Source organism: Novosphingobium sp. SG751A, assembly GCF_013149295.1.
Classification (GTDB): Bacteria; Pseudomonadota; Alphaproteobacteria; order Sphingomonadales; family Sphingomonadaceae; genus Novosphingobium.
Map to the genome: position 1 here is coordinate 51333 of NZ_JABGCB010000009.1, position 17039 is coordinate 68371.

Annotated in this window: 18 protein-coding genes; 12 read left to right on the plus strand and 6 right to left on the minus strand. The window is 62.6% G+C overall.

Annotation, left to right across the window (positions count from 1 at the left end; genetic code table 11):
- Window positions 1–178: 178 nt before the first annotated feature.
- Complete coding sequence (gene ligK, locus FHW96_RS13360) at window positions 179–853, minus strand: 4-carboxy-4-hydroxy-2-oxoadipate aldolase/oxaloacetate decarboxylase (protein WP_172341083.1); 675 nt, start codon at window positions 851–853, stop codon at window positions 179–181.
- A 114-nt stretch (window positions 854–967) separates the two neighbouring features.
- On the opposite strand from ligK, the gene FHW96_RS13365 reads away from it, so the two are divergent.
- The 8 genes from FHW96_RS13365 (at window position 968) to FHW96_RS13400 (ending at window position 8154) form a co-directional block, all read left to right on the plus strand.
- Window positions 968–2122 carry a LysR family transcriptional regulator gene (locus FHW96_RS13365; protein ID WP_172341084.1) on the plus strand — a complete coding sequence of 385 codons (1155 nt, stop codon included), beginning with the start codon at window positions 968–970 and terminating at the stop codon, window positions 2120–2122.
- 93 nt (window positions 2123–2215) lie between these two features.
- Window positions 2216–3055 (plus strand): DUF1932 domain-containing protein, encoded by an 840-nt coding sequence (locus FHW96_RS13370; RefSeq protein WP_172341085.1) that lies wholly within the window; start codon window positions 2216–2218, stop codon window positions 3053–3055.
- A 6-nt stretch (window positions 3056–3061) separates the two neighbouring features.
- The gene (locus FHW96_RS13375) at window positions 3062–4087 is read left to right on the plus strand and encodes an amidohydrolase family protein (RefSeq protein ID WP_172341086.1); all 1026 of its coding nucleotides are present in this window, start codon (window positions 3062–3064) and stop codon (window positions 4085–4087) included.
- Between the two features lie 56 nt (window positions 4088–4143).
- Entirely contained in the window at window positions 4144–4590 is a 447-nt protein-coding gene (ligA, locus tag FHW96_RS13380) for a protocatechuate 4,5-dioxygenase subunit alpha (RefSeq protein ID WP_172341087.1), read from the plus strand.
- Window position 4591: 1 nt separating this feature from the next.
- A complete protein-coding gene (locus FHW96_RS13385; RefSeq protein WP_172341088.1) occupies window positions 4592–5431 on the plus strand; it encodes a class III extradiol dioxygenase subunit beta in 840 nt (279 codons plus the stop codon).
- An 80-nt stretch (window positions 5432–5511) separates the two neighbouring features.
- Window positions 5512–5904: a hypothetical protein gene (locus tag FHW96_RS13390; protein WP_172341089.1), complete on the plus strand. Its 393-nt coding sequence runs from the start codon at window positions 5512–5514 to the stop codon at window positions 5902–5904.
- Window positions 5905–5946: 42 nt separating this feature from the next.
- A complete protein-coding gene (locus FHW96_RS13395; RefSeq protein ID WP_172341090.1) occupies window positions 5947–6897 on the plus strand; it encodes a Gfo/Idh/MocA family oxidoreductase in 951 nt (316 codons plus the stop codon).
- Between the two features lie 264 nt (window positions 6898–7161).
- Window positions 7162–8154 carry an aldo/keto reductase gene (locus FHW96_RS13400; RefSeq protein WP_172341091.1) on the plus strand — a complete coding sequence of 331 codons (993 nt, stop codon included), beginning with the start codon at window positions 7162–7164 and terminating at the stop codon, window positions 8152–8154.
- 36 nt (window positions 8155–8190) lie between these two features.
- Here FHW96_RS13400 and FHW96_RS13405 read toward each other — a convergent pair whose 3' ends face one another.
- The 5 genes from FHW96_RS13405 to FHW96_RS13425 form a co-directional block, all read right to left on the minus strand.
- Window positions 8191–8619, minus strand: coding sequence for a Fur family transcriptional regulator (locus FHW96_RS13405; RefSeq protein WP_172341092.1), 429 nt, complete (start codon window positions 8617–8619; stop codon window positions 8191–8193).
- Window positions 8620–8735: 116 nt separating this feature from the next.
- Window positions 8736–9179: a MucR family transcriptional regulator gene (locus tag FHW96_RS13410; RefSeq protein ID WP_172341093.1), complete on the minus strand. Its 444-nt coding sequence runs from the start codon at window positions 9177–9179 to the stop codon at window positions 8736–8738.
- Between the two features lie 172 nt (window positions 9180–9351).
- A complete protein-coding gene (locus tag FHW96_RS13415) occupies window positions 9352–9798 on the minus strand; it encodes a GNAT family N-acetyltransferase (RefSeq protein WP_172341094.1) in 447 nt (148 codons plus the stop codon).
- 51 nt (window positions 9799–9849) lie between these two features.
- Window positions 9850–10518, minus strand: coding sequence for a tRNA (adenosine(37)-N6)-threonylcarbamoyltransferase complex dimerization subunit type 1 TsaB (tsaB, locus tag FHW96_RS13420; RefSeq protein WP_172341267.1), 669 nt, complete (start codon window positions 10516–10518; stop codon window positions 9850–9852).
- An 8-nt stretch (window positions 10519–10526) separates the two neighbouring features.
- Window positions 10527–11102, minus strand: coding sequence for a NifU family protein (locus FHW96_RS13425; RefSeq protein ID WP_172341095.1), 576 nt, complete (start codon window positions 11100–11102; stop codon window positions 10527–10529).
- A 137-nt stretch (window positions 11103–11239) separates the two neighbouring features.
- Here FHW96_RS13425 and FHW96_RS13430 point away from each other — a divergent pair, with 137 nt between their 5' ends.
- The 4 genes from FHW96_RS13430 (at window position 11240) to FHW96_RS13445 (ending at window position 16973) form a co-directional block, all read left to right on the plus strand.
- Window positions 11240–14125 (plus strand): pitrilysin family protein, encoded by a 2886-nt coding sequence (locus FHW96_RS13430; RefSeq protein ID WP_172341097.1) that lies wholly within the window; start codon window positions 11240–11242, stop codon window positions 14123–14125.
- A gap of 245 nt (window positions 14126–14370) precedes the next feature.
- Complete coding sequence (locus tag FHW96_RS13435) at window positions 14371–15741, plus strand: class II 3-deoxy-7-phosphoheptulonate synthase (RefSeq protein ID WP_172341098.1); 1371 nt, start codon at window positions 14371–14373, stop codon at window positions 15739–15741.
- 78 nt (window positions 15742–15819) lie between these two features.
- Entirely contained in the window at window positions 15820–16344 is a 525-nt protein-coding gene (locus FHW96_RS13440) for a DUF4337 family protein (RefSeq protein ID WP_172341099.1), read from the plus strand.
- Entirely contained in the window at window positions 16341–16973 is a 633-nt protein-coding gene (locus tag FHW96_RS13445; protein ID WP_172341100.1) for a LysE family translocator, read from the plus strand. Before FHW96_RS13440 ends, FHW96_RS13445 begins: the two co-directional genes overlap by 4 nt.
- Window positions 16974–17039: the final 66 nt, after the last annotated feature.

A 17039-nucleotide genomic window follows, 5' to 3' on the forward strand; every position in this document is an offset into this window, starting at 1 on the left:
ACGCGGTGTTTGGTAATGAAAGCTTGCGGTGCCGATCAGCGCAACGCCGCCGCGCCGCAGGCTTTCATAATGGCCTCGCCCAAAAAGCTCCCTTCGCTATCAAGGCGCAACCCCATTAACGGGATTGCCAAGGGACGAGGCCCTTGGCTCGCCGGAGGCACCTTCTAAGCGGCTCACATCAAACGTACTTCAAACCTTCCTTCTCCAACCGCTCGCGCATGTTGTAGATGTCCAGACCCAGCACGCCCGCTGCCAGCTTTTCGCGCTTGGCCGCTTCATTGGCTTCGCGAGCCTGCGCGGCCTTGAGTACTTCAGCGGCTTCCTCGCGGCGCACGACGCAGACGCCGTCGTCATCGGCCACGATCACATCGCCTGCGTTGACCAGTTGGTTGGCGCAGATGATGGGGATGTTGACGCTGCCCAGCGTGTTCTTGACGGTGCCTTGGGCATAGACGGCCTTGGACCAGACGGGGAAATTCATCTCTGTCAGGTCGCGCACGTCGCGCACGCCCGCGTCGATGACGAGGCCGCGACAGCCGCGCGCCTGCGCGCTGGTGGCCAGGAGGTCGCCGAAATAGCCGTCTTCGCACGGGGAGGTGGGGGCGAGGACGAGAATGTCGCCTTCTTTCAACTGTTCGATGGCGACATGGACCATCCAGTTGTCGCCGGGCGCGGCGCTGATCGTCACGGCGCTGCCCGCGATGCGCGCGCGGGGATAGATCGGACGCATATAGCTGGCCAGCAGGCCCTTGCGGCCTTGCGCTTCGTGGACGGTGGCAACGCCGCAGGCGGCGAGACCGTCGATGACATCAAGGGGTGCGCGCTCGATGTTCTGGACGACGATGGAAGACATGAAGATCCTCTCTGGATGGTCGATAGGTTGGCTGGCATGCGACATGCGCCGGGGCGCAGTCACGCTCCAATGCGAAGTTGTCTAAGGTCATAAGTTTCTGCTAAACGTGCAAGCATGATAGAAAATGGAATCGGGGATCGCCCGCTCAATATCCGCCATTTTGCCGCTCTGGCTGCCACGGTGCGCCATGGCAGTCTGACCCGCGCCGCCCGCGCGGTAAACTTGACTCAGCCCGCCCTGACCCAGGCCATCGCAGGTCTTGAATCGAGCCTTGGCGTGACCCTGTTTGAGCGCAGCGCGCAGGGCATGACGGCGACCGAACCGGCGCTGCTGATGGCCCCGCGTGCTGAGGCCGCGATTGACCATATCGGCAGCCCCCGCGTCACCGGAACCCAGCTTCGCGCGCTGCTCGCTCTGGCGCGGGCGGGCAGCTATGCCGGGGCGGCTGAGGCAACCGGCCTGTCCTCGGCCAGCCTCCATCGCGCGGTGGCCGATCTGCAGGTGGCGCTGGGCCAAAGGCTGGTGGACCGGCGCGGGCAGCATGTCGCGCTGACCCCCACCGGACAGCGCCGCGCGCGCGGGTTTGGCCTGGCCATGGCCGAATTGCGCGCAGGTCTTGCCGAGGTCGCCACATGGCAGGGCAAGGCGGCGGGGCGCATTATCGTAGGTGCCATGCCCTTATCGCGGGCGCGCTGGCTGCCCGAGGCGATCAGTCGTTTCGCTCGCGAATATCCCGGCGTGGGCGTGATGGTGGTCGAAGGCAGTCATGGCGAGCTCTCCGGTCCGTTGCGTGATGGTGAAATCGACCTGATGCTGGGCGCCCTGCGCGAAGGGGCCGAGGCCGAGGGGCTGGCGGGCGAGGCGGTGTTTGCCGATACGCCGGTGCTGGTGATGCGCAAGGGGCACCCGTTGGAAAATGTGACCGCGCCCGGAGCTGAGCTGGCCGATTATCCGTGGATTTTGCCCGGTTCCGAAACGCCGCTGCGCCGCCATTGGCAGGCGATGCTGCGCGCGCTGGGGGCCGAGCCGCCGCGCGTGGCCATCGAATGCGGGTCGGTGATGACGATCCGGCAATTGCTGCTCGACAGCGACAGTCTGACCCTGCTCAGCCGGTCGCAGGTTTCGGTCGAGCTGGATGCGGGCGTGTTGACCGCGCGCGACCTTGCCTCGGGGTTTTCGCGCAGCATCGGGATTACCACCCGCGCGGGATGGCGGCCAACGTCAACGCAGGAGGCTTTCGTAGCGATGCTGCGCGAGTGCGGAGGCTGACGGGCTTTGCAAAAACTTATGGTGGCGGATGCCTTTCGATTGGTGCGCGCGCGAGGCTTGGCGGCATGGCTGTAGTGATAAGGAGATTCGTTCGTGTCACATACTATATCCCTGATCGGCTATGGCGAGGCAGGCTCCACCTTTGCCCGCGCGGGCGGATGGGGTGAGGCAGCGGACGGGGCAGGCGGCAATGCCCGCGCCGGTGTGTGGGATCTGCGCCCCGAAAGGCTGGCGCTGGCCGCGCAGGACGGGCTGATGGTGGCCGCAAATGCGCAGGAGGCGATGGCCGGGCGCGAGATGGTCCTTTCGCTGGTGACCGCCGATAGCGCCTTGCCCGCCGCTCAGGAATACGCCGCATTCCTGCCCAAGGGGGCGATCTGGGCCGATTGCAATTCGGTGGCGCCGGGGACGAAGCGCGAGGCCGCCGCCGCCGTTGAGGCAGCGGGCGGTTGCTATGTCGATGTGGCTGTTCTGGCCCCGGTCGATCCGGCACGGTTGAATGTGCCGCTGCTGCTGGCCGGGCGCGAGGCGGGGCGGGCCGAGGCGCTGCTGCGCGAGGCCGGTTTCGCCAATATCCGCATCGTGGGCGATGAAGTGGGGCGGGCGTCCGCGATCAAGATGATCCGCTCGGTCATGGTCAAGGGCGTCGAGGCGCTGACCGCGGAAATGATGCTGGCGGCGCAGGAAGCGGGCGTGGTCGATGAAGTGCTCTCCAGCCTGGACGCCAGCGAGAAGGCTTGGCCCTGGGCCAAGCGCGCGGCCTATAACATCGAGCGCATGGTGACGCATGGTGTGCGCCGCGCCGCCGAAATGGAGGAATCCGCCAAGACTCTGACCGGGCTTGGCATCGAGCCGATGATGACCAACGGCACCGTCCTGCGCCAGCGCGAGATGGCCGGTCGCACAGAAAGATTGATCGAGGGAAAGGAGTAAACCCCCGTGAGCCTGATTATTGACTGTCATGGCCACTACACCGTGCTGCCCAAGGGGCATGACGCGTGGCGTGAGGAACAGAAGGCCGCCTTCAAGGCCGGCGTTGCTGCTCCGGCCTATCCGAAGATCAGCGACGATGAAATCCGTGAGACGATCGAGGCCAACCAGCTTCGCCTGATCAAGGAACGCGGCGCGGACCTGACCATCTTCAGCCCCCGCGCCAGCGCGATGGCCCCGCATGTGGGCGATCAGAGCGTGGCCGTGCCATGGGCGCGGGCCTGCAACGATCTGATCGGGCGCGTGGTGGACCTGTTCCCCGGCGTGTTCGAACCGGTCTGCATGCTGCCCCAGTCGCCCGAGGCCGACCTGACCAATTCGATCGCAGAGCTGGAACGCTGTGTGACCGAGTTGGGCTTTATCGGGTGCAACCTGAATCCCGATCCGGGCGGCGGCCACTTCAAGCATCCGCCGCTGACCGATGAATACTGGTTCCCCTTCTATGAAAAGATGGTCGAACTCGACGTTCCGGCGATGATCCACGTTTCGGGTTCGTGCAACCCGGCGATGCATGCCACGGGCGGCTATTACATCGCGGCCGACACGATTGCTTTCATGCAATTGCTCGAAGGCGATCTGTTCAGCCGGTTCCCCACGCTGCGCTTTATCATCCCGCATGGCGGCGGCGCAGTGCCCTATCACTGGGGCCGTTATCGGGGCCTTGCCGACATGCTGAAAAAGCCGTCGCTCGACACCCATCTGATGAACAACATCTTTTTCGACACCTGCGTCTATCACCAGCCCGGCATCAACCTGCTGGCCGATGTGATCGACAATAAGAACATTCTGTTCGGGTCGGAAATGGTGGGCGCGGTGCGCGGGATCGATCCCACCACCGGTTTCTATTTTGACGACACCAAGCGTTATGTCGATGCGCTGGAGATTTCGGACGCCGAACGTCACGCGATCTTTGAGGGCAATGCCCGCCGTGTGTTCCCGCGTTTGGACGCCAAGCTGAAGGCGCGCGGCCTGTAATCAACGACTTGCCCCCGTCCGGTGCGCCGGGCGGGGGCGGGTTTGGGAGAATGAAGATGGCTGAAAACCCCATCCAGAATATTCACGAATATCTGGCCGAATTCGACGATATTCCCGGCACGCTGGTCTATACTGCCGCGCGTGCGCGCAAGGGCTATTGGATCAACCAGTTTGCCATGAGCATGATGAAGCCGGAAAACCGCGAGCGTTTCAAGAAGGACGAGCGCGCCTATCTGGACGAATGGGATATTTCGGAGGAAGGCAAGCAGGCCTTGCTGCGCCGCGATTATAACGCGCTGCTCAAACTGGGCGGGAATGTCTATTACCTGTCGAAGCTGTTTTCGGCCGACGGCATTCCCTTTGCCGAGGCATGCAGCACGATGACCGACATGACCTGGCCCGAATATCGCCAGATGATGCTGGATGGCGGCCGCAAGCCCGAGGGCAACCGCTCGATCCGCGAAAATCTTGCCGCCGCCGCCGCGGCAAAAGGGAGCAACTAAGATGGCCAAGATTACCGCCGGTGTCGGCTCCAGCCACGTGCCCCTGCTGGGTGTGGCCGTGGATCAGGGCAAGGAAAAGGACGATTATTTCGGCCCGATCTTCCGTGGCTATGACTGGACCCGCGAATGGGAAAAGGCCGAAAAGCCCGATGTCGTTGTGCTGGTCTATAATGACCATGCCAGCTATTTCGACATGAACATCGTGCCCACCTTCGCCATCGGTTGCGGTGAGCGTTTCGGCATTTGCGATGAGGGCTGGGGCCCGCGCCCGGTGCCTGAGGTCGAAGGCCATCCCGATCTGGCATGGCATATCGCCCAGAGCTTGATCCTCGATGATTTCGACATGACCATCTTTAACAAGCTGGATGTCGATCATGGCCTGACCGTGCCGCTCTCGATGATGTTCGGCCAGCCCGAAAAGTGGCCTTGCAAGGTCATTCCCTTTGCCGTCAATGTCGTGACCTATCCGGTGCCCTCGGGCAACCGCTGCTGGGCGATCGGCGAGGCGATCAAGAAGGCAGTCGAGAGCTTTCCCGAAGATCTCAACGTCCAGATCTGGGGCACGGGCGGCATGAGCCACCAGCTTCAGGGGCCGCGCGCGGGCTTGCTGAACCGCGAATGGGACAACAAGTTCCTCGACATGCTGGAAAGCGACAATGACGATGTGCGCCATATCCCGCATATCGAATATCTGCGCGAAACCGGCAGCGAGGGCATCGAAATGGTGATGTGGCTGATTATGCGCGGCGCGATGGGCAAGAAGGTGAAAACCTTGCACCGCCATTACCATATTCCATGTTCGAACACGGCAATTGGTCATATTGTCTTAGAACCGGCTTAGGGCTTTTTTACAGCCTGACGAGCGATCAGGAACAGCGGTAGGCCGGACGGCCGCCGGGCAACCTAAAAAGGGAGGCTGCGATGATTAAGCACGTTTTGCTTATCGCTGTTCTGGAAGAGATGGAGAAGCTGGAGATTAAACTGGGAGCATTGTTTGAAAAGCGGCCCGAGGACTGGCAGGAAATTTATGCCGCCACCCGCCGCCAGATCAAACTGTGCATCGCCGAACTGGCCAAACTGGCGCATGACGATCTGGACATGAGCGAAAAGGATACGCAGCGCCTGCGTGAGGTGTCCGACGCATTTCACGATCAGACCGTCCGGCACCAGGAGCGCTGGCCGGTGGAGCGCATTGATCTGGCCGATCCGCTTTACGTGCAATCCTTTCAGACTCTGCGCAAGGCTTCTACTGCCTTCAAGGCCGTCATGTACGGGCTGATCGAGCGCTATCATATTCAGGAAGAAGACACCTAGGGCGGCCCTACGGTCGCCCGTGATACGAACAGGAGTACAGATATGCGTATTGCCCTTGCCGGCGCCGGCGCCTTTGGCGAAAAGCACCTTGATGGTCTGAAAAACATCGATGGCGTGGAAATCACCTCGATCATCAGCCGCACCGGCGAACAGGCCGCCGCGGTTGCCGCCAAGTACGGCGCCAAGCACAGCTCGACCGAGCTGGCCGATGCGCTGGCCCGCGACGATGTGGACGCGGTGATCCTTTGCACCCCCACCCAGATGCACGCCGCGCAGGCCATTGCCGCGATGAAGGCGGGCAAGCATGTGCAGGTCGAAATCCCGCTGGCCGACAGCTGGGCCGATGCGCAGGAAGTGCTGAAGGTCAGTCAGCAAACGGGCAAGACCTGCATGGTTGGTCACACGCGCCGCTTCAACCCCAGCCACCAGTATGTGCATAACAAGATCACGGCGGGCGAGTTTAACATCCAGCAGATGGATGTGCAGACCTATTTCTTCCGCCGCACCAACATGAACGCCAAGGGCGAAGCGCGCTCGTGGACCGACCATCTGCTGTGGCACCACGCCGCGCATACGGTTGACCTGTTTGCCTATCAGGCGGGCAAGATCGTCGCCGCCAATGCCATCGAGGGGCCCTATCACCCCACGCTGGGCATCGCGATGGACATGTCGATCCAGTTGAAGGCTGAGTCGGGCGCGATCTGCACCCTCTCGCTGTCCTTCAATAATGATGGGCCGCTGGGCACTTTCTTCCGCTATATCGGCGACACCGGCACCTATATCGCGCGCTATGACGATCTGGTCGATGGCCGCGAGAACGCCATCGACGTGTCGAAGGTGGACGTGTCGATGAACGGCATCGAATTGCAGGACCGCGAATTCATCGCCGCCATCCGCGAAGGGCGTGAGCCTAACTCGTCGGTAGGCAAGGTGCTCGATTGCTATCGCGTGCTGGGTGAATTGGAAGTGCAGTTGAATGCGATGAAGAAGTAAGGGAATTATGCGAGGGACTTGTCCCTCGCGCTCCCATTACTATGTTTGTTGCAATTTAGCTTCGGCCTTGATTGTCGGACGCAACGTTGAATTTGAAAGCCTGCGACGCCAAAGAGGATAGCCTCGCCGCGCCGCAGGCTTTTATCATGTTCATGTCACTTCCGATGATGCCTCCATCGACAAACCCGGTAATGGGATTGCAAAGGGACGAGTCCCTTTGCCCGCCGGAGGCATAAAACCCGCTTTAAAAACGAGGACCCCCCAATGCCCATCACCCGCAAACTTGGTGGCAAGGTTGTGAACCCCATCGGCCTTGGCTGCATGAATGTCAGTTGGGCCTATGCCGCGCCGCCGCCGCCCGAAGAATCCGCCAAGCTGCTGCATCTGGCCCTTGATCTGGGTTATCAGCATCTCGACACCGCGCGGCTTTATGGCGGCGGCAAGAATGAGGAACTGATCGGCGCAACGCTCAAGGGTCGCCGGAACGAGTTCTTCCTTGCCAGCAAGATGGGCCTGATTGCCGACGGCCCGCGCCGCTATGTCGATTGCAAGCCGGAAACGATCAAGGTCGAGGTCGAAAAGAGCCTGAAGGCGCTCCAGACCGACCACATCGACCTGTATTACATGCATCGTCGCGACTTCACCGTTCCCATCGAGGAAAGCGCAGGCGCGATGGCCGATCTGATCCGTGAGGGCAAGATCGGCGGCTATGGCTTGTCGGAGATGAGCGCGGATACGCTGCGCAAGGCCCATGCGGCCTGTCCCGTCACCGCCGTTCAGACCGAATATTCGCTGTGGACCCGCAACCCCGAACTGGGCGTGTTGCAGGCTTGTGGCGAGTTGGGCGTGGCGCTGGTGGCGTTCAGCCCGTTGGCGCGCGGCGTGCTGGCCAATGGCGTTCGCAATCCGGTGAAGCTGGAGGAGAAGGACCTGCGCCGAACCCATCCGCGTTTCAACAGCGCCAACTGGCCGACCAACCTCGCGCTGGTCGATGCGTTCAACGCCATTGCCGAGCGGGAAGGGGCCAGCCCCGCGCAATTGTCGCTGGCATGGGTGCTCTCGCGCGGCGATCATGTGCATGTGATCCCCGGCACGACCAACCCGGACCACTTGCGCGAGAATATCGAATGCCCGGATTGGCGCCCTTCGGATGCCACGCTGGCCGAGCTGGACGCGCTGATCAACCAGCGCACGGTGTCTGGCCCGCGCTATCCTGCCGCGATGCAGGCGACGATGGATACCGAGGAATTTGCCTGAATAAAGAAAGGGCGGGGATCAGACCCCGCCCTTTCTTCACTTCTTGGCTTCGCGTTCCAGCTTGACCCCGAACAGTTCCAATCGGTGGTCAACCAGGCGATAGCCCAGCCTTTCGGCGATCTGGCGCTGCAAAGCCTCCAGTTCGGGATCGACGAATTCGATCACATGGCCGGTTTCCACGTCAATCAGATGGTCATGATGGGCCTCAGGCGCAGCCTCATAACGAGCGCGGCCATCGCCGAAATCGTGGCGGTCCAGAATGCCCGCTTCTTCGAACAGGCGCACGGTGCGATAGACCGTGGCGATCGAAATGCCCGGATCGACTGCCGTTGCGCGCGCGTGCAACTGGTCCACATCGGGGTGATCGTCGCTCTCCGACAGCACTTTGGCGATCACGCGGCGTTGCTCGGTGATGCGCAGGCCACGCTGCTGGCAAAGGGTTTCGATGTCGATTTGCTGGTGCACTGGGGGTCCGTGTCTTAGAAAAGGTTTGCCCTGCCGACTATGGAGCCGACAGGGCAAAACTTCAACCTGCTATGCCGAGATAAAGCGGGGGCAAAACCGCCGCCTTTCACGCTGGCTCAGGCGGCAGCCTTGGGCTTGCGGCCGCGCTTGACGCTGGGCTTGCGGCCAAGGCCGATCGACTTGGCCAGTTCGCGACGCTTTTCGGCATAGTTGGGGGCAACCATCGGATAGTCGGCGGGCAGGTTCCAGCGCGCGCGATACTGTTCCGGGGTCAGGTTATAGTGAGTCGCCAGATGGCGCTTGAGCATCTTGAGCTTCTTGCCATCCTCAAGACACACAATGTGATCGGGCTTGACCGAGGCGCGGATCGAAACAGCCGGTTCGGGCGGCGTTTCCACCGGAGCCGAAGCCTGACCAAGGCTGGACAGGGCATTGAAAACATTGGTGATGAGGGCGGTAACTTCGTCCACCGTGACGTTGTTGTTGCTGACATGGGCGGCAACAATGTCCGACGTCAGGGTGATGAGGGTTTCCTTGGAATCGACTTCGATCGTGCTCATGGGATGTAGCCTTCTCTTTTGCTTATGACCCGATTGTCTGTTTTTGTTTGTTTTGTTTATGCAGCTCCATCCCAGCTGCACCAGGCTCTATTGCGACGATTTCAAGAATTATTCAAGATGCAGAATTAGAAAAATTGAACATACATTGGAATGACGCCTTTTTTCGTCTCAATCAGTTGTTCTGTTCATCTGCGGGAAAGGAAAGGGTCACTGCATCAATCCTGTCGCCATTGGCGCAGCGGTAATACTTGGGCCTGAGTCCCACGGGAACGAAGCCGGTGGCACGATAAAGGGATTCGGCCGGATTGCCGCGCCGCATTTCAAGCATCACCTTGCAGACGCCCGATCTTTTCATGTCGTCTAATGTTCTGCCTAATAATCTTGCGCCAAGGCCTCGGCAGCGCCATTGCGGCGACACGGCAAAAAGCAGCAGTTCGGCCTCGTCGAAAATCTGGCGGACCAGCGCGAAACCGGCGGCCTCCTGGCCTTCATCGGGCTCGCCGCCGTGGGGCGCGATCAGCCAGTAATGCGTGTTGCCGATCGCGAGCGCACTTTCGATCTGCATCCGGTTCCACGCCTCGCCCCAGAATGGGTCAAAGGCGGCGTCCATGACTTCCATGATGCGGTCAACATCGTCTCTGGGCATCATGGTTTTAGCAAATCCTGCGAATCAGGCGGGTGCATCGAGCAGGCGCCCACCCGGCAGCCGGGCATCAGGCGCGCGACCGTAAAGCGGGCTAAGATCGGCGCTGAAATGCGCCGGGTTCAAGCCCGCCACCGCGCGCGCATCGGGCCATAGCGCCAGCGCCAGCCCTTCAGGGCCGCCCGCAGCCTGCCGCCCGGCGATCAGCGCCTCGGCCTGACTGCCCGCGATCAGCGCTTCACCATAGGCCATCGCGTCCTGCGGCTTTTGCGAGAGCAGCGCATCTAGCGCGATTCCCTTGCCGTCAAAGCTCTGCGTGAACCATTCGCCGTGGCCGCCTGTGGTGGCCACGCGTACAGGGCCATTCTCGCGCCCAAGCGCCATGGCCGCGATCAGCGCCAATGTGGGATAGCCATAAACCGGCGCGTTCCACGCCAACCCAAGCGCCCGCGCCGCCGCAAGGCCGATGCGCAATCCGGTAAAACTGCCCGGTCCGCGTCCCACGGCAATCACCTGCGCCCGCCCGCGTTCGGGCAGGGCCGCGATCATCGGCACCAGCGCCTCGGCATGACCGCGCCCCAATTGCCGGTATTCGCCCGCCACCAGCGCGCCGTCCTGAAACAGCGCCACCGAACAGGCCTCGGTCGTGCATTCAATCGCCAGCCAGCGCGCGATGCGCGGATCAGGCCCCGGCATCGCCAAGGTCACGCGGCGCGAACCTCGGTCACCTCGGGTACGTAATATTTGATCAGGCTCTCGATCCCGTTCTTCAGCGTGGCCGAGGACGAGGGGCAGCCCGAACAGGCGCCCTGCATCTGGAGGAACACCACGCCATCGCGGAAACCGCGATAGGCCACGTCACCGCCATCATTGGCAACGGCGGGGCGGATGCGGGTTTCGATCAGATCCTTGATCTGGTCGATGATGTCGGCATCCTCTTCGCGGTCGCCGGGAAAGTCCTCTTCGGCCGGGACACTGATGCCCGCGGCGGTGCCGGCGGCGAACAGGGGGGCTTCGGAAATGAAATGATCGAGCAGCATGGCCACGACCTGCGGTTTCAGATCGCTCCATCCCGCGCCTTGCCCGGCGGTGACCGAGATGAAATCGCGGCCGAAGAACACGCCCGTCACATCGCCAAGGCTGAACAGCGCAGCGGCCAGAGGCGAGGCTTCAGCCTGCTCCTCATCGACAAATTCGCGGGTGCCGGCCACCATGACCTGCCGCCCGGGCAGGAATTTGAGCGTGGCGGGATTGGGCGTGGTTTCCGTCTCGATAAACATGGTTGCTGATTTAGGAGCCTTGCCCGCCTGCTACAAGGGTGGAAAAGCCATTTGTCAGGCAAATGTTGCAGTTTTGGCGACGTAAAGTGGCCGCTGTTCACTGGCCTTTAATCGAAGCGCTCCCTATAGCTTGGATTATGAGCCATTTCTCCCGCGCGCCTCGCCTGCTTTCGCTTGTCATCTCGCTGGCGCTGATCGGCGCTCAGACAAGCTCCGCCCGCACCGCTTCGCCTTTGCCGCCGCTGCCGTCTCAGGATGCGCCATGGCTTTATAAGGGCAGCGATGTGCCCCATGACCGCGAATGGTATTTCGGCGTGCTGGACAATGGCGTGCGCTGGGCTGTTCGCAACAATCAGGTGCCGCCGGGGCAGGTGTCGATCCGCGTGCGCGTCGATGTGGGCGCGATGCATGAAAAGCCCCAGGAGGCCGGCTTTGCTCATCTGATCGAACATCTGGTGTTCCGCCAGAGCCGCTATTTGCCGCAAGGCGCGGCGATCCCCACTTGGCAGCGCCTTGGCGCAACCTTTGGCAGCGACACCAACGCCGAAACCACGCCCACCGCGACCACCTACAAGATCGACCTGCCCGATGCCTCGCCCGCCACGCTGGATGAGAGCATGAAGCTGATTTCGGGCATGGTTTTCGCGCCCAACCTGTCGGACAGCGATATTCGTATCGAGGCCCCCATCGTCCTGGCCGAAAAGCGCGAAAGGGGCGGGACGGCTGAACGCCTGATGATCGCCATGCGCAAGATGATGGCCGAGGGGCAGCCTTTGGCCTCGCATGTTACGGTGGGCGATGTCGAAACGATCAATGGTGCACGCCAGACCACGCTGCGCGCTTTTCACCAGCGCTGGTATCGCCCGGAAAAGGTGACGGTGGTGGTGGCGGGCGACGCCGATCCGCGCCTGACCGCCGCGCTGGTGACCAAATGGTTTGGCGAATGGAAGGGCGCAGGGCCCGCCACGCCTGATCCCGATTTCGGCGCGCCCGCCACGCCCCCCGGCGCCGATCCGGCCAATCCGGTGGGCGCCGCGCAGGTGTTGATCGAGCCGACCGTGCCGCGTTCGCTGATCTACGCCGTGCTGCGCCCCTGGCATGAGAAGCAGGATACGGTGGTCTATAATCAGGGCTTGATGCTGGACCAACTGGCGCTCTCGATCCTCAACCGTCGGTTGGAGGCGCGGGCGCGGTCGGGGGGCAATTTCCTCTCGGCGCGGGTCGATCAGGAGAACGAATCGCGCTCGGTCGACGGCACTTTTGTTACCGTTTCGCCGCTTGACGGCAATTGGCGCGGGGCGCTGGCCGAGGTGCGCGGGATCATCGCCGATATGCTCGACCGCCCGCCCAGCGTCGAGGATATCGCGCGTGAGGCAGCCGAGATGAATGTCGTCTTCGAATCGCAGGTCCAGCAGCGTGCCTTGCTGCCCGGCGGCAAGCTGGCCGACGATCTGGTGCAGGCGGTCGATATTCACGAGACGGTGGCTTCGCCCGCCGTGGTTCAGGATATTTTCAAACAATCCATGCCGCTTTTCACCCCGCAGGCGGTGCAGCAACATGTGCGCAGCCTGTTTGCCGGTAAGGTGATCCGCTCGCTCTATGTCACGCCCGAAAAGGGCGAGGCCAGCCCGGAGGATCTGCGCGCCGCCTTGCTGACCAAGGCGGTGCCCGATGAACGCGCCCGCGCCGCGCAAAAGCCGATCAGCTTTGCGCAGCTGCCCGCCATTGGCGCGCCTTCGGCCCCGCCGGAAGTGCGCCCGACCGGGATGCTCGATGTGCAGGAGCTGACCTTCGCCAATGGTGTGAAGGCGCAATTCTGGCCTACCAAGGATGATCCGGGCCGGGTGATCGTCAAGGTCCGCTTTGGCGCCGGGTGGCAGGCGTTCAAGCCCGCCGACAATGCCTATGCCACGCTGGGCCAGCTGGCGCTGGTCAGTTCGGGCGAGGGGTCGCTGGGTCAGGAGGAGCTGGACCGGATTTCGGCCGGGCGCAAGCTGGGCTTCGATTTCCGCATCGATGATGGCTCGTTCCAGTTTACCGGCGAAACGCGAGCCGAGGATCTGGAGGACCAGCTTTACCTGTTCGCCGCCAAATTCGCGATGCCGCGCTGGGATTCTGGGCCGCTGCTGCGCGCGCGGGCGGCGGGCAAGATCCAGTTTTCCTCCTATGCCGCCAGCCCGCAAGGGGTGATGGAGCGTGATCTGCGCTATCTGCAGCGGGGCAATGACGAGCGTTTTGCCGTGCCCACGCCGCAGCAACTGGATAAGGTGACGCCCGAGGGTTTCCGTCTGGTCTGGGCGCCGATTTTGGCGCAGGGGCCGATCGAGGTGCAGGTGTTTGGCGATTTTGACAGCGCCAAGGGCATGGAAGCGCTGCAAAAGACCTTCGGCGCGCTGGCCGCGCGCGGGCCTTTGCAACCGGCCACGACCAAGGGTTATGCATTTGCCCAGCCCGGCGCTCAGCCGGTCACGTTGACCCACGGCGGCGATGCCAATCAGGCCGCCGCCGTAGTGACATGGCCGACCGGCGGCGGCGTCGAGGGGCTGACCGAAAGCCGCCATCTTGAAGTGCTCAGTCAGGTCTTTGCCAACCGGCTGCTGGCCGCGATGCGCGAAAAGAGCGGGGCTTCCTATGCGCCGCAAGTTTCGGCTGACTGGCCCATCGATCTGCCGGGCGGGGGGACGGTTTCGGCCAGCGCGCAGGTGACGCCGCAGATGGTGCCGCTGTTCTTTGAAACGGTGGACCGGATTGCTGCTGATCTGGCCACGCGCAAGATCCCGGCCGGCGAACTGGCGCTGGTGACCGAGCCTTTGCGCCAGCAGGTGGCGCGCGCCTCTTCCAGCACCGCCTTTTTCATGAGCCAGATCGAGGGCGCGACGCAAGACCCGCGCCGCTACAGTCAGGTGCGCGGGCTGATGGCCGATTATGTCAGCGTGAAGCCTGAGGAATTGCAGGCGCTGGCGGCGCGTTGGCTGGTCAAGGACCGGGCTTTCCGTCTGGCGATTGTGCCTGAGCGGAAATAAGTGTGCGTGGGGGCTTTGCGGCCCCCCGTTCTTGGCCCCATTCACGGAAATTCCGGTCAATCTGATCGAAAAGAGCGGCTATCCATTCGCCGCATAGCCTTGTATGGGCAGCAGCCTTGCTTAATTAAGGGCAGAATCGCGTAAGCATCTGTCTCGAAGGACAGCAAAATCGCATAATGCTGTGTACTAGGCAGTACAAGTTTCGTCAAGGCCGTAACATGATGCGGCGTGTGGAGTAAGGAAAAGTGGCAAGCAACTGGACCCCGGAAAGCTGGAAGACCCGCGAGGCGCGGCACCTTCCCGTGTATCAGGACGCCGAAGAACTCGGTCGGGTGGAGCAGACGCTGGCCAACTTTCCCCCCTTGGTCTTTGCGGGCGAGGCGCGCGCGCTGAAGGCTGAGCTGGCCAAGGTGTCGGCGGGCAAGGGCTTCCTGCTGCAGGGCGGCGATTGCGCGGAAAGCTTTGCCGAATTCCACCCCAACGCGATCCGCGACACGTTCCGCGTGCTGCTGCAAATGGCCGTCGTGCTGACCTTTGCCAGCAAGCAGCCGGTGGTGAAGGTGGGCCGCATTGCGGGCCAGTTCGCCAAGCCGCGCAGCGCGCCGACCGAGAAACTGGGCGATCTGGAGCTGCCCAGCTATTTCGGCGACATCATCAACGGCAGCGATTTCACGCCGGAATCGCGCCGCAATGACCCGAACCGCATGCTTCAGGCCTATGGCCAGAGCGCGGCCACGCTCAACCTGCTGCGCGCCTTTGCCAGCGGCGGTTATGCCAACCTGCGTCAGGTGCATAAGTGGACGCTCGAGCATCTCGACCACAGCCCCTGGGGCGAACGTTTCAGCGCCATGGCCGACAAGATCGGCGAGGCGCTGGACTTCATGGCGGCCTGCGGCGTTGATCCGCAAAGCGTGCCCCAGCTTCAGGGCACCAATTTCTACACCAGCCATGAGGCGCTGCTGCTGCCTTATGAGCAGGCGTTGACGCGTCAGGATTCGCTGACCGGCGAATGGTATGATTGTTCGGCGCATATGCTGTGGATTGGGGATCGCACCCGCTTCGACAATTCGGCACATGTCGAATTCCTGCGCGGCGTGGGCAATCCGATCGGCGTGAAGTGCGGGCCGTCGCTGGCGCCCGAACTGCTGCTGCGTTTGCTGGATCAGCTGAACCCGGCGCGTGAGGCCGGTCGCATCACGCTGATCGCCCGTTTCGGCCATGACAAGGTCGAGGCCCATCTGCCCGCGCTCGTGCGCGCGGTGAAGGCCGAGGGCCATCCGGTGGTGTGGTCGTCCGATCCGATGCACGGCAATGTCGTCAAGTCGGACAGCGGCTACAAGACTCGTCCGTTCGAACGTATCCTCAAGGAAGTGCGCGACTTCTTCGCCGTGCATCGCGCCGAAGGCACCCATGCGGGCGGCATCCATATCGAGATGACCGGCAAGAATGTGACCGAATGCACCGGGGGCCTGATCGATGTGACCGATGCGGCGCTGGCCGATCGCTATCACACGCATTGCGATCCGCGCCTCAATGGTGCGCAGTCGATCGAGTTGGCCTTCCTGCTTGCCGAGGAACTGAACAGCGAGGCGCAGGAGCGCCGCGCGGCGGCCTGATCCGGTCTGCTTGAAACAAGGGGGAGGGGGCCAAAACGGCCCCCTTTCTTTTTTCCGCCACCCGGCTAAGTCACGGATATGACAGAGACGAAATCCTCCCCTTTGTGCGTGGCGCTGATCGTGCTGGCTGTGGTGCTTTCGGGCATCATCCATATCGCCATGCTTTCGGCCCAGCGTGAGAGCATTCAGGCGGCTCTGGCCGCGGCCGATGCCACCACGATGGTCGAAGCGATGAAGGCGCGCGAGACGATGCTGATCGCGCAGGCCAATCAGGGCGGGCTGGACGGCGATGTGCGCGCAGGCGCTCTGGGCGAGGCGGCGCTGCTGCGTCAGGGTAAGCTGAGCGCGCAGCCCGGCGGCCCACGCGCGCCCGGCATCGACGCCATCGCCACCCGGATCGCAGGCCTGCGATCCGAGGCATCCTCTGCGGCGGAGCGCAGCGGCCAGCTTGGTCTGGCCGAAAGTGCGCTGTTGCTGGGCATTTTGCTGCTGGCCTTGTCTCAGATCATGGCCACGCGACCTTTCCTGTGGCTGGGCGCTGGTCTCGGTCTTGTCGGCGTCCTTGTGGCGGCTTTGGGTGTTTTTGGGGGAGTATTGGCATGAACCTGCATCTCTGGGGTCTTTATTGCTTCACCGTGTTGCTTATCAGCGCCTCGCCGGGGCCCAACATGCTCCATATCATGAGCCGCAGTGTCGAGCTTGGCCTGCGCGGGTCGTTTCCGGCCATGGCAGGCTGCATGAGCGCGCTGGTGGTGATGATGACGGCCAGCGCGCTGGGGCTGACCGCGTTGCTCTTCGCGCTGCCCGGGGCGTTTGAGGTGCTGCGTTTGGCTGGCACCGCCTATCTGGTCTATCTGGGCATCAAGGTTTGGCGCGCGCCTGTGGCAGATGAGGCCGAGGAAACGGTCGAGTTCGAGCGCCCCGGCCTTTCGCGCTGGGCGGTCTATCGCGGGGGCTTCACCATCGCGATCTCTAACCCCAAGGCGCTGCTCTTCGCTGCCGCCTTTCTGCCCCAGTTCATCGACCCGGCCCAGCCCAAGGCGATCCAGCTTTCCATCCTCATCAGCACCTTCGCGGTGATCGAAACCTTCTGCTACTTTACCTATGCGGTCGGTGGCAGGGGCCTTGCCGGATGGCTGCGCCGCCCCGCCGCCCAGCGCTGGTTCAATCGCGTGACCGGGGGTGTGTTCATGGGCTTTGGCGCGATGTTGTTGCGGTCGCAGAAGGCTTGAGGGGTTTTAGCCGGTTTTAGAAGGTGCCTCCGGCGGGCAAAGGGCGGGGGTCCTTTGCCCGCCGGA

What these genes read in the sequence shown, in the direction of transcription:
- ligK (WP_172341083.1), bottom strand. Translation starts at nt 853, where the DNA reads ATGTCTTCCATCGTCGTCCAGAACATCGAGCGCGCACCCCTTGATGTC.
- FHW96_RS13365 (WP_172341084.1), top strand. Translation starts at nt 968, where the DNA reads ATGATAGAAAATGGAATCGGGGATCGCCCGCTCAATATCCGCCATTTT.
- ligA (WP_172341087.1), top strand. Translation starts at nt 4,144, where the DNA reads ATGGCTGAAAACCCCATCCAGAATATTCACGAATATCTGGCCGAATTC.
- FHW96_RS13385 (WP_172341088.1), top strand. Translation starts at nt 4,592, where the DNA reads ATGGCCAAGATTACCGCCGGTGTCGGCTCCAGCCACGTGCCCCTGCTG.
- FHW96_RS13390 (WP_172341089.1), top strand. Translation starts at nt 5,512, where the DNA reads ATGATTAAGCACGTTTTGCTTATCGCTGTTCTGGAAGAGATGGAGAAG.
- FHW96_RS13395 (WP_172341090.1), top strand. Translation starts at nt 5,947, where the DNA reads ATGCGTATTGCCCTTGCCGGCGCCGGCGCCTTTGGCGAAAAGCACCTT.
- FHW96_RS13400 (WP_172341091.1), top strand. Translation starts at nt 7,162, where the DNA reads ATGCCCATCACCCGCAAACTTGGTGGCAAGGTTGTGAACCCCATCGGC.
- FHW96_RS13410 (WP_172341093.1), bottom strand. Translation starts at nt 9,179, where the DNA reads ATGAGCACGATCGAAGTCGATTCCAAGGAAACCCTCATCACCCTGACG.
- FHW96_RS13415 (WP_172341094.1), bottom strand. Translation starts at nt 9,798, where the DNA reads ATGGAAGTCATGGACGCCGCCTTTGACCCATTCTGGGGCGAGGCGTGG.
- tsaB (WP_172341267.1), bottom strand. Translation starts at nt 10,518, where the DNA reads ATGCCGGGGCCTGATCCGCGCATCGCGCGCTGGCTGGCGATTGAATGC.
- FHW96_RS13425 (WP_172341095.1), bottom strand. Translation starts at nt 11,102, where the DNA reads ATGTTTATCGAGACGGAAACCACGCCCAATCCCGCCACGCTCAAATTC.
- FHW96_RS13430 (WP_172341097.1), top strand. Translation starts at nt 11,240, where the DNA reads ATGAGCCATTTCTCCCGCGCGCCTCGCCTGCTTTCGCTTGTCATCTCG.
- FHW96_RS13440 (WP_172341099.1), top strand. Translation starts at nt 15,820, where the DNA reads ATGACAGAGACGAAATCCTCCCCTTTGTGCGTGGCGCTGATCGTGCTG.
- FHW96_RS13445 (WP_172341100.1), top strand. Translation starts at nt 16,341, where the DNA reads ATGAACCTGCATCTCTGGGGTCTTTATTGCTTCACCGTGTTGCTTATC.